A 16,428-nucleotide genomic window follows, 5' to 3' on the forward strand; every position below is an offset into this window, starting at 1 on the left:
ACAGCCCATGGACCGCTTCCAGCTCTACATCGATGGCACGTTTCAGGATGGCGCCGCCACCTTCCCCAGCCTGAACCCCGCCACAGGCACCCCTTGGGCCGACATGCCCGAGGCGCGCGAGGCACAGGTGAACGCCGCCGTGGATGCTGCGCACCGCGCCTTCACCTCTGGCCCATGGCCCGCGATGACCGCCACGCAACGGGGCAAACTGCTCATGCGTCTTGCCGATCTTGTCACGGAAGCCGCGCCAGAACTCGCCCGGCTGGAAACCCGCGACACGGGCAAGATCATCCGCGAAACCACCGCCCAGATCGCCTATGTCGCCGATTACTACCGCTATTACGCAGGCCTCGCCGACAAGATCGAAGGCGCACATCTGCCCATCGATAAGCCGGACATGGAAGTGTGGCTGCGGCGCGAACCTGTTGGCGTGGTTGCGGCCATCGTGCCATGGAACTCGCAACTCTTCCTCGCCGCCGTCAAGATCGGCCCCGCCCTCGCCGCCGGGTGTACCGTGGTGGTCAAAGCATCCGAGGATGGCCCCGCCCCCCTCCTGCACTTCGCCCGCCTCATCCATGCCGCGGGCTTCCCCCCCGGCGTGGTGAATATTCTTACGGGCTTTGGCCCCACCTGTGGCCATGTGCTGACCACCCATCCAAAGGTGGCCCATATCGCCTTTACCGGCGGCCCCGGCACCGCCCGCGCCGTGGTGCGCAATTCGGCAGAAAACCTCGCCTCCACCTCGCTGGAACTGGGTGGCAAATCCCCCTTCATCGTCTTTGCCGATGCCGATCTGGACAGCGCTGCCAACGCGCAGGTCTCCGGCATCTTCGCTGCCACCGGGCAAAGCTGCGTCGCAGGATCGCGCTTGCTGGTGGAGGCCTCCATCAAAGAGGCCTTCCTCGCCAAGCTGAAGGCCAAGGCCGAGGCGATCCGCATTGCAGCGCCCGACGACATGACCACCGAGATCGGCCCTCTCTGCACCGCGCGCCAGCGCGACCACATCACCGCCACCATCGCAGCCTCCCTTGCCAAGGGTGCCACGCCGATCACCGGCGGTGAACCGCTCCCCGGCCCCGGCTTCTATTTCCCGCCCACCATCCTCGATTGCTCCACCGCCCCCGACGCGCCCGCGCTGTCGGATGAATTTTTCGGCCCCGTCCTCGCCGTGAGCACCTTCACGACCGAAGCCGAGGCGCTGGCCAAAGCCAATGACACAGCCTATGGCCTAGCCTCTGGGGTATTCACAAAATCTTTGACCCGCGCACACCGCATGATCCGCGGCCTGCGCGCGGGCGTGGTCTGGGTCAACACCTACCGCGCCGTGTCGCCCATCGCCCCCTTCGGTGGCCATGGCCTGTCTGGCCACGGCCGCGAAGGAGGCCTCGCCGCGGCACTGGATTACACCACCACGAAAACGGTCTGGCTGCGGACATCAGACGACCCGATCCCCGACCCTTTCGTGATGCGCTGACCCCCGACCAAAGGCCCCCATGCAGCACGGTGACGAGCGCGACAAAAGCAGGGATAACCTTTCCAGATCATGAATCAATTTCCGCATGACCGCCCGCTGCGTGCATACGCTTTGCTGCACCGCCGTCTGCACCACGCGCTGCACAGGCATTTTCTGGCTTTTCCATCCGTTTCAACTCCTTGCAGCCCGAACCGATGCAAAGCGCGCGCCTTAACCAAACGGAAACTCTCGTATGTCAAATAGCCGGCAGCCATGCCCTGCCCGCCTGCAAACCAAGCGCGACAACGCAAGCCAATAGCCGTGAGTCATCCGGCCCCACCGCAACGCATGGGCCCCGCTCACCCTATCCCCGATCTACTGCCGTTGCGGTTCCTGCATCGGGGACAGCGTCCAGAAGCCGTCGGCGGCAATCGGTTGCCAAGGCCCCTCGGTCCCATCAGGCCAGCGCACCCGCACCTCTGTCGCCTCCGCCGCACCCAACCCGAAATGCTGCCACCCCAGGCTGCCGCCCACATGTCCGCCCCCCAGCGTGACCTCGCGCTGCTGGATGCGGCCATCGGCCAGCTTCACCTCAACCCAGGCCCCGATGCCATGGCGGTTCGCCCCGGGCATCGACAGCGCAACTTGCACCCAATGCCCTGACTCTCCACCCATATTCCGCCAGATCTGCGCCGGCTCATTGCGGTTGATCACCACCATGTCCAGCCAGCCATCCGCGTTCAGATCGGCCAGCGCCCCCCCGCGCCCTTGGCGGACCGAGGCCACCCCGGACGTGTCGCCAGCTTCCATGAAGGTGCCATCCGGGCGTTGAAGCAACAGATTGTTAGGATCGGCCATCGCAAAATCCGGCATCGCCCAGACGTTGCCCTTCACCACGAACAAATCGGACAACCCATCATTGTTCACATCGCCAAACTGCGCGTGCCATGCGGTCGACGGGCGCAGATCATCGCCCACATAGGGACGATGCGCTGTCACCCCCGACTTCAACGCAATATCGCGATACCGCGGCAAGGGCGGCCCTTCAGCCGGAACCTCGGCCAGGGTCTGCAACTTGTTGTCGGCCATGCTGGTCAGGTAGAATTCGGGGAAGCCATCGAAATTGATGTCCTCCTGCGCGATGCCCATGCCCCAGATGCGCAGCCGTTGCCAGCCATCCGCTTCGGTAAAGGCAACGGGCGGCTGGCCGGGTTCGATCCGCCACATCTGTTCCTGCCCGCCCTTGTAATACTCCCGGTCATTCGACACTCGCAGGTCGGGCGTGCCTTGTCTGTCCCAGTCGGTGAACAGGATCGACAGCGCGCAAAACCCGGGCTCAAGCGCCAGCGGCGCGGCAAAACCACCCCCTTCGGCAGGGCGATACAGGTGATTGGCTGTGCAGTTGCCCCAGGGAAAGGCCTCCTCCGTTCGGTCGATATAGGTGCCCACGGCCAACGTCGGCCAATCGGCCCCCCGCTCCCATGTCGCGGCAAAGGCGGTGGACCACAGGTCCAACCCGTCAAATCCCCATTCGGCACTGGCATCCTCGAACCGGCAATCGCCAAGCCCCCGCATCAACCGGTCATCGCCCACCCGCATCACGGCAAGGTCGATCAGACCATCGCCATCAATGTCGATCGGATACCCGCCCGACACCGAGTCCATCTCCAGCCCGCTCTCCACCGGGGTCAGAAGCAGCGCACCGCCGGTTTCACTGTCATTTCGGAACAGCCGCGCCGGTTCCGTGCCGCCCGCTGCAAAAACCTCGGGCCGCCCATCGCCGGAACAGTCGAATACCGCCGCGCCGCCACCCACCATGAACTCCCATTCCCCGGTGAAGCTGTGGGTGAAACCCGCGGCCTCGGTCTCTTCCACAAAGCGGGGAATGGCCGGATCCTGCGCCATCGCGGCGGAGGCGCTTATCGTGGTTAACAAAAGGCTAAAGGCGCGCATCCGCATCACTTCCATGTCTTCAGGGTGTTGACGAAATCCCCGACGCAAGCCCCTTGATCAAGGCCCTTCTCAATTGCCGCGCGGAAATGGATCCCGCCGTAAAGCCTTGAAATTCCGGCCTCATTCGCCGCCGTCCAGAAATCCGGGAAATCGCGCGCCGCCAGCCCGTCATCGACATGCGTGCTGTCGGTAAAGGCGAAACCTTCGCCGAACACCTGCGTCAAAACCTGCGCCACCGCGCCCGACTGGGTGGAATGGCCTGACGGATATTCCGGGAAAGGCGGGGTGTTCAACAGCGGTTCCCATTTCGGGTCGATCACCCGGCGGATATAGGTGACAGGCCGCAGCAGATCATAGCGATACTTGTCGCGCCAGTTCACGATAAACCCGTCCGACACCGCAATCCCCAACCGCACCAGAGCATCCACTTGGTGCTCGACCGGGCGCTGATCGCGCGCCGCGATCTGGAACAGGATCGCCACCCAATGCCCGGGCGGCGTAGGCGACAGCATCGGATCATCCGACCAGAACCGCGCAATCCGTTTCTGCTCATCCGTCAACGCCTTGGAGGTGTCATAAACCTCAATCGCCTCGATAAAGAAGGGCGAGGCAGGGTCCTCGGAATAGGCGGGCGGCGGCGGCAGCGCGCAGGCCTCGCCATCAGGCAGGACCATCGGGCGGTTCTTGCCCCAGTTGGGCAGAAGCGGGGCCTGCTGCAACTGGATCAGGTTGGTGGGCACCCAATCCTGCGGCTCGCCACCCAGCGTGTAGGTCATCGGAAAACCCATGTTTTCCACCACCGCCCCGCCATCATTCGCCGAGGCCGCAATCACATGTTCCGCAACCGCAAGACCATAGGCCGCCGATCGTTCCAGCGTTTCGGCATCCACGCCCTCGGCCACCTTTGCCTCCAGCATGGCATTCAGCGCAGCCTTGGCCCGCTGCCCGGTCGGCCCGGTATTGGCGAAATAGACATCCACCGCCCGCGCCATCGCGGCGTTCAGAACCACGTCATCAGCATAGCTCTGCGCCGGATCGCGCGCAGGCACCGGCCCCAACCAAGGCAACTGCCCGGCCAAACTCTGCAACTCGGGCGAACCAGAGGCCGTCGCCTCATAGGCGATGATCGCGGTATAGGCAAAGGAACGGCTGGCCACCGGCGGGGTCTGGGTGGGCGTGTGGCGCACCAGTTCCAGGATCATGCGGTACCAGTTGCCCAACACCTCGGCCCGCTGATCCGCCGCACCTCCGGCCGATACAGGCGTCCCGCCCAAGCAGGCGGTTACTGCAAGGGCCGCATAAAGGCCTTTGAATATGTTCATCTTTCCCCCGATCCCAACCGCGCCTTGCCGGCGTCTTGCCGCAACCGAAGCACGATCCGCAGGACAAAAGCAAGCCCGGTGCGGCGACCCTTGTCCTAGTGCGGCTCACCCTGAACCGCCTGCCTCCACGCGCCCGCATAGGGCACAAGCGCCAGGTCCGGCAAGACGGCCTCCACCTCAACCACAGGCCGCGCACCCTGCCCGAACAGCATCGCCGCCCCCAGCGCCGTGCCCGTCCGCGCAGCCGAGGCATGGACGGGCCGCCCCGTTGCCGTGGCCAGCATCCGCAGAAAATGCCCATTTCCACAGAACGGCCCTTCGATCAGGCTCGGCCCCGCCGCACCGATCATCCCCAGACATTCCGCCGTCATCAGCGCCAGATAATAGCCAAGCGCCACCGCCCGTTCGCCCGCATCCTCGGGCGCCACCGTCCAGCGGTGGCTGCGCCCCGGAAACGGCCCGCTGTCGCCAACCACGGCTGGCAGCAGCATGACCCCCCGCCCCTGCACCCGCTCGGCATCCTGCGCGTCGCCTGCAACAGTCGATCCATCGCGGATCAGATCAAACTCCCGCCCGCCCATGAACCGGGCCGAAGGCACCGCCTCGCCAAACGCGCTGACATTCACCAGCGTGTCCCGCGCCGGATCAAGCATCACCGGCACCCCGCCAATGGCCATGGAGATGACCCAAGTCCCTGTGGAGACAACAGAGAACGGCACCTTCCGCGCAAGAAGATGCGGCAGAAGCGATGCGTTGGAATCGTGGATCCCCACCAATACCGGCACCGCACCGATCCCCAGATCGGCCTGCAAGCCGGGGCGCAACAGCCCCAAAACCTCCCCCGGACGGCGCGCCGGGGCCATCTTCCCCGCCAGCCCCAGCCGATCCACCAGCGGTGACCACTCCCCCCGCCACGGGTTCCACAAATCGGTATGGCAGCCCAACGACGACAGATCCGATGCCGCCTCACCCGTCAGCCGGTACCCCCAATACTGCGGCCATGTCACCACCTGCGCCACACGGTCGCGCAGGCCCGGGTCCTGCGACAGCATCCAGTGCAGTTGCGCACCAAGGTTCAACCCCATCGGCAGGGCGGGGCTTCCTGTCAGGGAAAACGGCGGCCGGATCGCGTCATACGCGGCGCGCATCGCATCCGGCCCGGTATGCTCATAATCCAGCACAGGCGCGGCCAGCCCCCCATCGGGGCCCAGCAGCGCGGCGCAGGCCCCGTGGGTGGTCACCACAATCCCCTCCACCCGCGTATCCGCCGCCAGCCGCCGCAACGCGGCTGACAGAAACGCCCACTGCCCCGCGACATCGAAATGCGGCCAGGGCGGGCCGGGGATCACGGCATTGGGCTGCGTTTCCACTGCAACCTCGGCCCCCAGCGACAGGTCCACCAGCGCGACCTTCAGATTGGTCTTGCCAATATCGATGACGGCAACGGTCTGCATGGCCTAGGGCATGTGAAAGACGGTAACCAGCGGCACCGCCACAGGTTCATTGTCGGGCTTGGTTTCCATGATATCGGCCATATGCGCCCACCAGCGCTGCATCACCGGATGCAGGGGCAGATCAGCCATCCCATGATCCGTGCGCCGCCACAGCACACCGAACAGATGCCCTGTCTCGCGGTCCAGATGGATGGAATAATCCTCCACCCCCGCCTCTTTCAGCAGGTCCACCAGTTCCGGCCATATCTCATCATGGCGCTTGCGATACTCGGCCTCCATGCCGGGGTTCAGCCGCATGCGAAAGGCGAATTTCTCCATCATTTCCCCCGCAACAGGCGCGGCAGCGCGATCACCCCGATCAGCAGCACGCCCAGAAAGACCGACATCACAATCCCCGGCACGTTCAAAAGGCCAAAGCCGAATGTCACCATCCCCATAATGATAGCGGCCAGCACCACCCCCGGGATCGTCCCCGATCCGCCTAGAATGTTCACGCCACCCAGCACCACCATCGTCACCACCTCCAACTCCCACCCCGTCGCGATGGACGGGCGGGTAGAGCCAAGGCGCGAAGTGAGGCACACTGCCGCCACCCCGCTCATCACACCGGTCAGCAGGAACAGGATGAACCGAACGCGCTGCACCCTGATACCCGAAAACTGCGCTGCAGTGGCGTTGTTGCCAATGGCATAGACCGCGCGGCCAAAGGTGGACCGGTGCAGAACCGCCCAATAGATCAGGGCGAACATGGCGAAAAGGACCAGCTCAAAGGATATCACCCACCACACGTAACCTTGCCCAAAGAAAGCGAATTCCGGCGGATAGCCGTTGAACGCCTGATCCCCCAGCACGATGAAAGCGATGCCGCGAAACAGGCTCATGGTGCCAATGGTCACGACGATCGAAGGCAGGCCCATCCCTGCCACAAGAAACCCGTTCACCGCCCCGCAGATCAGCCCCGTGCCGATGCCCACAAGCACAATCACCGGCACCCCCGCCCCCGCCGTCATGGCCAGCCCCATCGCGGTCGATGCCAGCGCGATGATCGAGGCGACGGACAGATCAATCTCCCCCGCGACGATCAGCATGGCCATGGCAAAGGCGATCATCGCCTTTTCGGTAAAGTTGAAAGTCGCGTCCGACAGGTTCCAGGCATTCAGGAAATAGGGCGACAGGAAGGTGTTCCCGATGAACACCGCCACCGCCACCACCAGAAGGATCGTCTCCCAACTCCGCAGGGCGCGACGCAGCGGCGAATGCAACCGGTCTACAACGATCCGGGGCGCGGGCGCGGGCGCGGTCATTGTGCGGCCTCCCGCAGGATCAGGCGGCCCTTGGGGCGCGATTGCGCCGCGTTAAAGGCCACAGCAAGGATGATCGCCATACCCGAAATCGCCATCTGCCAGAATGGCGATATGCCCACCACCGGCAGCGCGTTCTTGATCACCCCCAGGAACAAAGCTCCCAACATGGCCCCCCAGATACTGCCCGAACCGCCCGCAATCGCGATGCCGCCAATCACGCAGGCCGCCACCACATCCAGTTCAAACCCGCCTGCCACATCGACATAGGCCACTGCATAGCGCGCCACCCAAAGGTATCCGGTAAACCCCGCCAGCGCGCCGGAAATGACAAAAGCCCAGAACTGCGTGCGCCCCACATCGATGCCCGCATAAACGGCAGCATGGGCATTGCCACCCACCGCATAAAACGCCCGGCCCAGCGCCGTGCGCGTCAGCACCACCGCAAAGATCAAGACGGTGGCAATGGCGATCCAGCTCATTACCGGCAGGCCAAGCACCACCAGTCGCGGCAGCGCCTTGAACCCGTCGGTCATTTCATGGGCGTTCACCCATTTGCCTTCGGTCATCAGAAAGATGGTGCCGCGATATATGGTCATGGTGCCCAGCGTCACGACGATGGACGGGATGCCCAGCTTCCACACCAACACCCCGTTCACCGCCCCCAGCACCGCCCCCAGCACGATCACCGCACACAGGATCAACGGCAGTGGAACCCCTGCCCCGTTCATCAGTGCCGCGACCATACCGGTCAGCGCCAGATTGGCCGCCACGCTCAGATCAATGCACTTGGTCAAGATCACGATCATCTGCCCGATGGCCAACAGCATCAGGGGCGCCGTGTCATTGAACACATTGGCCAGATTACCGGGCATGACAAAGGCAGGAAAGCGGGTGGAGATGATGCCAACAGAGACCAGGATCGCAAGCGCCAGCAGGGCCTCACGGCTTTTCAGAATGGTCATTGCAACGGCCCCCGCCCGATCCAAGTTTGTTGGAACAAATTTGCAAAATTCTTCCAAGAATTTTGGGTGCCCCCGGTCATGCCGCCACCGCCAATCCTGCCGCCGCGCGCACCAGTGCCTCGGGCGTCATCCTGTCGCCTGCTACCTCATCCACGATCCGCCCTTCGCGCATCACGATCACCCGGTCCGACATGCCCAGCACCTCGGGGATCTCTGACGACACCATGATGATTGCCAAGCCCTGCGCCGCCAGTTCCGCCATGAAGGCATGCACCGCCGCCTTGGATCCGATGTCGATCCCCTTGGTGGGTTCATCCAGAATGATGACCCGCGGTTTGGTGGCCAGCCATTTGGCGATGACCACCTTTTGCTGATTGCCACCCGACAGCAGCCCCACATCCTGATCCAGCGCCGCCGCGCGCAGGTCCAGCCGTTGGGTATAATCCCGCGCCAGCGTCAGTTCCTCCGCCATCCGCAAAAACCCTGCCCGGCTTACCGCGCCCAGCGACGGCAGGGTGACATTCTGAAAGATCGGCAAGCCCTTCACCGCGCCCTGCCGACCTCGATCTTCGGGCACATAGACGATGCCCGCCTCGATCGCCTCGGATGTAGACCGGATCACGCGCACCTGATCGTCGATCCGGCAGGCCCCTTTCGACGGGGTGGTAATGCCGAAGAGCGCCTGCATCACCTCGGACCGGCCTGCCCCGACAAGGCCGTAAAAGCCAAGGATTTCGCCGCGATGCAGGGTGAAACCGATATCGGCGAATTCAGTCGGGTGGCTGTAGCCCGATACCGTCAACACCGGCGGGCCGATATTGTGATCGCGCGCAGGGAATATCTGATCGACCGACCGGCCCACCATCATCTGCACCAACTGGCCTTCGGTCACCTCGGCCATGCGGCCTTCGCCCACGAATTGCCCGTCGCGAAACACGGTGTATCGGTCGGCGATGCGGAACACCTCGTCGAACTTGTGGCTGATAAACAAGATCGCTTTACCCTGCGCCTTGAGCGTTTCAACCAGTTCGTAAAGCTCGTGAATTTCCTTGTGGCTCAGCGCGGCCGTGGGTTCATCCAAGATCACAACCCGCGCCTCGATCGACAGTGCCCGCGCAATCGCCACCATGTGGCGCGAGGCGATGCCCAGATCGCCCAAGCGCTGATCCGGGTCCAGCTTGGCACCGATTTCTGCCAGCAACCGCGCTGCACCCGCGCGCATGGCGCGGCGGTCGATCAGGCCCCAGCCTGTGCGCGGCGCATGGCCCAGCCAGATGTTCTCGGCCACCGACAATTCATCAAACAACACCGTTTCCTGATGGATCGCCGTCACTCCGGCCTTGGCTGCTGCATCGGCGCTGGCAAGGCGGGTCTCGCGTCCGTCAATTTCAATGGTGCCTTCCTCGGGCTGATAAGTCCCGGTCAACACCTTCACGATGGTGGATTTCCCCGCGCCATTCTCGCCGATCAGGGCAGTCACCTGGCCCGGATACAGATCAAGCTGCACGCCCGACAGCGCCTTGACGCCCGGGAATGACTTGGAGATGCCGCGCAGACGCAGGACGGGGTTCATCAGGTTCTCTCAGGGGAAAAAGGGGCCCCGGGCAGAGCAGTATCCGCCCGGGGCAATGCCGATCAGAAGATCGATTTGAACTGGTCGATATTCGACGCGTCATATGTGAACGGGTCGGACATGGCGGCCTCGTTGCCATCATCCAGCTTGGCCGCGCCCATGCGGCCCATGCCGATTTCCGCGCCCGGCTCGGCCTTGGCGTTGCCCTTGACGAGGTTGTAGGAAATCATCGTCGCAGCATAGCCCAGGTCGATGGGGTTCCAGATCGCGAAGGATTTGGTCGCGCCCGACGCCACAGCCCCGGCCATTTCCGACGGCAGACCAAGGCCCGTCACATTGATCTCACCAATCTTGCCCGCATCCGTCACCGCCTGGCTGGCGGCAAGGATACCTACCGTCGTCGGCGCGATGATTGCTTTCAGGTTGGGATAGGTCGCCATCAGGCCCTGCGCTTCGCGATAGGATTTGTCGGCAAGGTCATCGCCATAGACGGTGGCGACAAGGTTGATGCCCGGATAGTTCGGCAGCACCTTCGTCGCTTCTTCGATCCAGATATTCTGGTTCGTCGCGGTGGCCGAGGCCGACAGGATTGCCACTTCGCCGCCTTCGGGCAGGTGATCGGCCGCCAGCTTGATGATCGTGTTACCGATCAGTGCGTTGGACGACGGGTTGAGGTGCATCATGCGGCCTTCCGCCGCGACGCCCGAATCCCACGAAATGACGGTGATCCCCCGTTCCATCGCCTTTTGCAGCGTCGGAACCAGCGCGTCCTTGTCATTGGCCGAAACCGCGATTGCGTTTACGCCCTGCGCGATCAGGCTGTTGATCACCTCGATCTGGCCTTCCGCCGTGGTGTCGGTCGGGCCGGTGTAGATGATCTCCACGTCCCCCAGTTCAGCCGCAGCCTCTTCGGCGCCCTTGGCGGCGGCTTCAAAGAAGCCGATGCCCAGCGCCTTGACGACGATGGCGATCTTTACATCCTGCGCCGCAGCCGATTGCGCCATAAGCGCGGTCGCAACCGCTGCCGTGGCCAGTGCCTTTTTCCAGATGCTCATGTTTTCCTCCCTATGAGCCGCTTCTTTTCGCATCAGGCGTCGCCTGCGCGCTCCTCCGTCTTGTCTGCGGCGCCGACGCGCGCCACGATCAGCCTGACCTCGGCCGCCTCCAGCATGGCGGCGTCTCGGTCGGTGATGCCTTCATCGGTGATGACCGTGCTGATCCGCTTCAGCGGACACAGCAGCAGGCTGGACCGCGCGGCGAATTTCGTGCTGTCGGCCAGCACCACAAGTTCATCTGCTTGTCCGATCAGTTTCTGTTCGGCCTGCACCAGCAGCGGGTCCCCCTCCATCAGCCCCAGCGGGCCAAGGCCCCGGCACCCCATGAACATGCGGGTGGCATAGAAATGGCGGCTGCCATCCTCATCAAAGGGCGACAGGATGATGTTCTGTTCACGATAGATCGCACCTGCCGGCAGCAAGACCGTGTTCTTGGAATGGCGCAGCAAATGTTCGGCAATCGGAAAGCTGTTGGTGAACACCTGACACCGCTTCGCGCTCAGCGGGTGGACCATCTGGAAAGTCGTCGTCCCACCATTGACGATGATCGCATCGCCATCCGCGCACAGCTCCACCGCTGCGCGCGCAATCGCGCGCTTCTCGGCCAGACGGATCCCTTCGTTCACGCTGAAAGGGCGCGCGTTGATGCCCACATATTGCGGCGGCGCGATGGATTCCGCCCCGCCCCGGACCCGGCGCAAGCGCTTTTGCACATGCAGCGCGGCGATATCGCGGCGGATCGTGGCCTCGGACGCACCGGTCAGCGTGACCAGATCAGCCACGGTCACCACGGGGCGCCCCTCGATGGCCGACAGAATGATCCGGTGCCTTTCGCTTTCGTGCATGTCGTCCTCCCCTTGGCAAACAGTTTCCACTGGAATCGCTCACTGTCAATCATTTTCAATCACAGAAATTCATTCTGCGATGCAGCATGATTGATTTTGATCGTTTATGATTGACATTCACCTATTCCTTGGCACATTTGCCACAAGGGTTACGGCCAGAGCGTCAGGGGGGAAGCACATGACCAGAACCGGTAACCGGCTGGAAAACCTGTGGGATACGGCCCGCGCCGAAGGGATGTCCGAGTCGGAAAAGCTGCTCTATCGGTCCAACCTGTTGGGGTCGGACAAGCGGGTCACAAACTTCGGCGGCGGCAATACCAGCGCCAAGGTCATGGAACGCGATCCGCTGACCGGCCAGATGGTTCAGGTTCTATGGGTCAAGGGTTCCGGCGGCGATATCGGTTCCATGAAGATGGATGGGTTCTCCACCCTCTATATGGACAAGTTGCACGCGCTAAAGGGCCTGTATCGCGGCCTCGCGCATGAGGATGAAATGGTGGGCTACCTGCCCCATTGCACCTTCAACCTGAACCCCCGCGCCGCCAGCATCGACACGCCGCTGCATGCCTTTGTCCCGCGCGCCCATGTGGATCATGTCCATTCCGATGCGATCATCGCCATCGCGGCATCCGTGAACTCGCGCGACCTGACCGCACAGATTTTCGGCGACAGCATCGGCTGGCTGCCGTGGAAGCGCCCGGGCTTTGAGCTCGGCTTGTGGCTGGAGAAATTCGCAGTTGAAAACCCGCAGGCGCGCGGTTGCGTGCTGGAAAGCCACGGGTTGTTCACTTGGGCCGATGATGCGCGCGATTGCTATCTGACGACACTCGATGTCATCAACATCGCGGCCGACTGGCTGGCCGAGCGGACGGCAGGCACTCCCGCCTTTGGCGGCCCCGCCCGCCCCACCCTGCCCGCCGAGGAACGCCGCGCCATCGCTGCGCGGCTGATGCCCGCCATTCGCGGCCTGATCTCGAAAGACCGCCACAAGGTGGGCCATTTCGATGACAACCCCGCCGTGCTGGAATTCGTAGGCTCGCAGATGCTGGGCACCTTGGCCCCGATGGGTACTTCCTGTCCCGATCATTTCCTGCGCACCAAAATCGCACCGCTGGTGGTGGATTTCGACCCGGCCAAGCCGGATATCGACGCAACACTGGCCTCGCTGGAACCCGCAATCGCCGCCTATCGCGCCGATTACGCCGCATATCATGACCGCTGCAAACACCCAGACAGCCCAGCCCTGCGCGACCCGAATGCCGTTGTCTATCTCGTGCCGGGCGTGGGCATGTTCACCTTCGCGCTGGACAAGGCCACCGCCCGCATCTCGGGCGAATTCTACGTGAACGCGATCAACGTGATGCGTGGCGCCAGCAGCGTGTCCACTTATCAGGGCCTGCCGGAACAAGAGGCATTCGACATTGAATACTGGCTTTTGGAAGAGGCCAAGCTGCAACGCATGCCCAAACCCAAGGCACTGGCAGGCCGGGTGGCGCTGGTTACCGGCGGCGCGGGCGGGATCGGATCGGCCACTGCGGAACGTCTGCTTTCCGAAGGCGCCTGCGTCATGCTGGCCGATATCGACGCGACCGCCCTCGCCGCCACTTCAGAGGCTCTCGCCAAACGCCATGGCCGCGATGTCGTGCGTCATGTCGTGATGGACGTGACGCGCGAAGATGCAGTCGCCCACGCCCATACCGAAATCGCGGTGGAATTTGGCGGGATGGATATCCTGGTATCCAATGCCGGCATCGCCTCCTCTGCCCCGGTGGAGGAAACCACGCTCGCCCTGTGGAATCGCAACATGGATATCCTGTCGACAGGATACTTCCTTGTCAGCCGCGACGCCTTCCGCCTGCTGCGCGCGCAGGGCATTGGCGGCGCGGTGATCTTCGTGGCCTCCAAGAACGGCCTTGCCGCCAGCCCCAACGCCAGCGCCTATTGCACCGCCAAGGCGGCGGAAATTCACTTGGCCCGTTGCCTTGCTCTGGAAGGGGCCGAGGCGGGCATCCGCGTGAATGTGGTCAACCCCGATGCCGTGCTGCGCGGATCAAAGATCTGGTCCGGCGAATGGCTGGATCAGCGCGCCTCCACCTACAAGACCGACAAGGAAGGGCTGGAAGAGATGTATCGCCAGCGCTCGCTTCTGAAACGCGCGGTCCTGCCCGAAGACATTGCCGAAGGCGTCTATTTCTTCGCCTCGGATCTTTCGGCAAAATCGACGGGCAATATCCTGAACGTCGACGCCGGCAACAAGGAAGCCTTCACACGCTGACGCGCATCCGGGGGGATGACCAATGACCAAGGCTTATGATCTGGCGAAAGATGCCTTTGCCGAATGGGGCGTGGATACCGAAACCGCCCTCGCTGCGCTGGCGCGGATTGCGATTTCCGTCCATTGCTGGCAGGGCGATGATGTGGGCGGGTTCGAGCGGAAATCCGGCACTTCGGGCGGCGGGATTCAGGCAACCGGCAATCATCCCGGCCGCGCCCGCACCCCCGATGAACTGCGCGCCGATCTCGATTTCGCCTTCGGCAACATCCCCGGCACGCACCGCCTGAACCTGCACGCCTGCTATCTGGACAGCACAGAAACCCCTGACCGAGACCAGATTGAATATCACCACTTCACCCCATGGGTGGATTGGGCAAAGGATCGCGGTCTTGGCCTTGATTTCAACCCCACCTTCTTTGGCCATGCCAAGGCCGATGACAACCTGACCCTGTCGCATCCCGATGCGGGCATCCGCGAGTTCTGGGTCGAACATGGCCGCCGCTCGCGCGACATAGCCGCCCGCATCGGCGCGGAACTGGGCAGCCAATGCGTGAACAACATCTGGGTGCCCGACGGCTACAAGGACATCCCCATCGACCGTATGGCCGCGCGGCAGCGGCTTTGGGCATCACTCGACGCGATGTTGGCCCCGCCACATGATCCGGCCACGCTGCTTGATGCCGTGGAATCCAAGCTGTTTGGCATCGGGGTAGAGGCCTGCACCGTTGGCAGCCATGAGTTTTATCTGGGCTATGCCGCCCGCAGGGGCATCGCGCTCTGCCTCGACATGGGACATTTCCACCCCACCGAAAGCGTGGCCGACAAGCTGTCGTCGGTCGCGCTGTCGATCGCTGACATTTTGCTGCACGTCTCGCGCCCGATGCGCTGGGACAGCGACCATGTGGTCCTTTTGAACGACGATCTGCTGGCGATGGCGCAGGAACTGGTCTTTGCGAACCTGCTGGACCGCACGCGCATCGGGCTGGATTTCTTTGACGCCACGATCAGCCGCACGGCGGCCTGGGTGATCGGCACACGCAACATGCAAAAGGCGCTGTTGCGTGCACTGTTGCTGCCGCAGGCGCACCTGAAATCTGTGGAAGAACGGCTGGATTTCACCGCCCGCCTGCTCTGGACCGAAGAAGTGAAGGATCTTCCCTTCGCCGCCGTCTGGGCAGAATTCTGCACAAGGCAGGATGTTCCCACCGGCGCGGCCCTGATCAACGCGCTGCACAGCTATCAGCACAGCGTCGAGTCCCGGGGGTAAGGCGTCACCGGCCCCAGACCACCGCGTTCTCGTGCCGCTTGATAAGGTGCTTCAACTCCTCGAACGCGGTGCCGATGTGACTCGCCAGCCGATCCGCCGCTTGCGACCGGTTGGCGGACGCCCGCCGCAGAATGCCAAGGCTGCGGTTGGGCTGCGGAATATCCAGCGGCAGAACGGTGATGCGGTTCTCCTTACGCTGCGCAAACACCACCGAAAACGGCAGCACGGCCAGCGCATTGGTTTCAGCCATGTAGTTGATCACGCTCATCAGACTGCCACCGGAATAGCGGATGTTGATGTCGGATATCCCGTTGGACAGCAGGATCGAATGCAGGTCCGACATCAGCGGCGATCCCGGCAGCGGCGCGACCCAAGGAAAATCGCTGAGGTCGGAAATTTGCAGCCGCCGCTTGCGCAGCAACGGGTGGCCCGGCCTGCAAGACACGATATTCCGGCCTGGCAGAATCTCGATGAACTCAAACCCTGGCGCGGCCTCCAGCGCGCCCATCGGCACGATGCCCAGATCGATCAGGTCATTTTCTAGCGCCGAAGATAGATCCGGCAGATTGCCATAGCTTTGCTGAACGGTGACATCGGGCTCCAGATTCTGGAAATCCGCCACCATCCGGCTGATCATCGCATCCATGAAGAAGGGCACGCCCCCAACCCGCACAAGGCCCTTGGTCCCGGTCAGGAAGCCCGTCACTGTGTCTGACGCCCGGCGCGACGCCGTCAGGATCGCCCGCCCATGCGCCGCTAGCTGCGCGCCAAGCGGCGTGGCCTGCAATGGCCGCTTTCCCTTGACGAACAATGGCGCGCCAATACGCGCCTCCAGCATCGCCAGCGACCGGCTGACCGCGGGCTGAGTCAGACCCAGCCCCTGCGCGCCCGCGCTGATGCTGCCCGCATCCAGCACAGCGGCTAGCTGCATGAGATGTGCTTCGCTTAACTTCATAACGTTATGG

Annotated in this window: 13 protein-coding genes; 3 read left to right on the forward strand and 10 right to left on the reverse strand. The window is 63.3% G+C overall.

The features are described 5' to 3' along the window. Positions 1-7 precede the first annotated feature (7 nt). Positions 8-1,474 carry an aldehyde dehydrogenase gene (locus RSE12_15290; GenBank protein WRH61723.1) on the forward strand — a complete coding sequence of 489 codons (1,467 nt, stop codon included), beginning with the start codon at positions 8-10 and terminating at the stop codon, positions 1,472-1,474. A 354-nt stretch (positions 1,475-1,828) separates the two neighbouring features. Here RSE12_15290 and RSE12_15295 read toward each other — a convergent pair whose 3' ends face one another. The 9 genes from RSE12_15295 to RSE12_15335 all read right to left on the reverse strand — a co-directional run bounded on the left by RSE12_15295 (position 1,829) and on the right by RSE12_15335 (position 11,921). Further along, entirely contained in the window at positions 1,829-3,421 is a 1,593-nt protein-coding gene (locus tag RSE12_15295) for a CRTAC1 family protein (GenBank protein WRH61724.1), read from the reverse strand. Then, a complete protein-coding gene (locus tag RSE12_15300; GenBank protein WRH61725.1) occupies positions 3,412-4,728 on the reverse strand; it encodes a vanadium-dependent haloperoxidase in 1,317 nt (438 codons plus the stop codon). The genes RSE12_15295 and RSE12_15300 overlap by 10 nt, the downstream gene beginning before the upstream one ends. A gap of 95 nt (positions 4,729-4,823) precedes the next feature. Beyond that, complete coding sequence (locus tag RSE12_15305; protein ID WRH61726.1) at positions 4,824-6,182, reverse strand: FGGY-family carbohydrate kinase; 1,359 nt, start codon at positions 6,180-6,182, stop codon at positions 4,824-4,826. Positions 6,183-6,185: 3 nt separating this feature from the next. Further along, entirely contained in the window at positions 6,186-6,500 is a 315-nt protein-coding gene (gene rhaM / locus RSE12_15310) for an L-rhamnose mutarotase (protein ID WRH64838.1), read from the reverse strand. Then, positions 6,500-7,486 carry an ABC transporter permease gene (locus RSE12_15315; GenBank protein WRH61727.1) on the reverse strand — a complete coding sequence of 329 codons (987 nt, stop codon included), beginning with the start codon at positions 7,484-7,486 and terminating at the stop codon, positions 6,500-6,502. Before RSE12_15315 ends, rhaM begins: the two co-directional genes overlap by 1 nt. Beyond that, on the reverse strand, positions 7,483-8,448 hold the full coding sequence (locus RSE12_15320; protein ID WRH61728.1) for an ABC transporter permease: 966 nt from the start codon (positions 8,446-8,448) through the stop codon (positions 7,483-7,485). The genes RSE12_15315 and RSE12_15320 overlap by 4 nt, the downstream gene beginning before the upstream one ends. A 76-nt stretch (positions 8,449-8,524) precedes the next feature. Then, complete coding sequence (locus RSE12_15325) at positions 8,525-10,021, reverse strand: sugar ABC transporter ATP-binding protein (GenBank protein ID WRH61729.1); 1,497 nt, start codon at positions 10,019-10,021, stop codon at positions 8,525-8,527. A gap of 62 nt (positions 10,022-10,083) precedes the next feature. Further along, complete coding sequence (gene rhaS, locus RSE12_15330) at positions 10,084-11,076, reverse strand: rhamnose ABC transporter substrate-binding protein (GenBank protein ID WRH61730.1); 993 nt, start codon at positions 11,074-11,076, stop codon at positions 10,084-10,086. Positions 11,077-11,108: 32 nt separating this feature from the next. Further along, entirely contained in the window at positions 11,109-11,921 is an 813-nt protein-coding gene (locus tag RSE12_15335) for a DeoR/GlpR family DNA-binding transcription regulator (GenBank protein ID WRH61731.1), read from the reverse strand. A gap of 178 nt (positions 11,922-12,099) precedes the next feature. Here RSE12_15335 and RSE12_15340 point away from each other — a divergent pair, with 178 nt between their 5' ends. Together RSE12_15340 and RSE12_15345 are read left to right on the forward strand one after the other, a co-directional pair. Further along, positions 12,100-14,196 carry a bifunctional rhamnulose-1-phosphate aldolase/short-chain dehydrogenase gene (locus RSE12_15340; protein WRH61732.1) on the forward strand — a complete coding sequence of 699 codons (2,097 nt, stop codon included), beginning with the start codon at positions 12,100-12,102 and terminating at the stop codon, positions 14,194-14,196. A 22-nt stretch (positions 14,197-14,218) separates the two neighbouring features. Beyond that, positions 14,219-15,463 (forward strand): L-rhamnose isomerase, encoded by a 1,245-nt coding sequence (locus RSE12_15345; GenBank protein ID WRH61733.1) that lies wholly within the window; start codon positions 14,219-14,221, stop codon positions 15,461-15,463. Between the two features lie 4 nt (positions 15,464-15,467). Here the strand turns inward: RSE12_15345 and RSE12_15350 are convergent, their stop codons facing one another. Next, positions 15,468-16,394 carry a LysR family transcriptional regulator gene (locus RSE12_15350; GenBank protein WRH61734.1) on the reverse strand — a complete coding sequence of 309 codons (927 nt, stop codon included), beginning with the start codon at positions 16,392-16,394 and terminating at the stop codon, positions 15,468-15,470. Positions 16,395-16,428: the final 34 nt, after the last annotated feature.

Source organism: Fuscovulum sp. (assembly GCA_035192965.1).
Classification (GTDB): Bacteria; Pseudomonadota; Alphaproteobacteria; order Rhodobacterales; family Rhodobacteraceae; genus Paragemmobacter.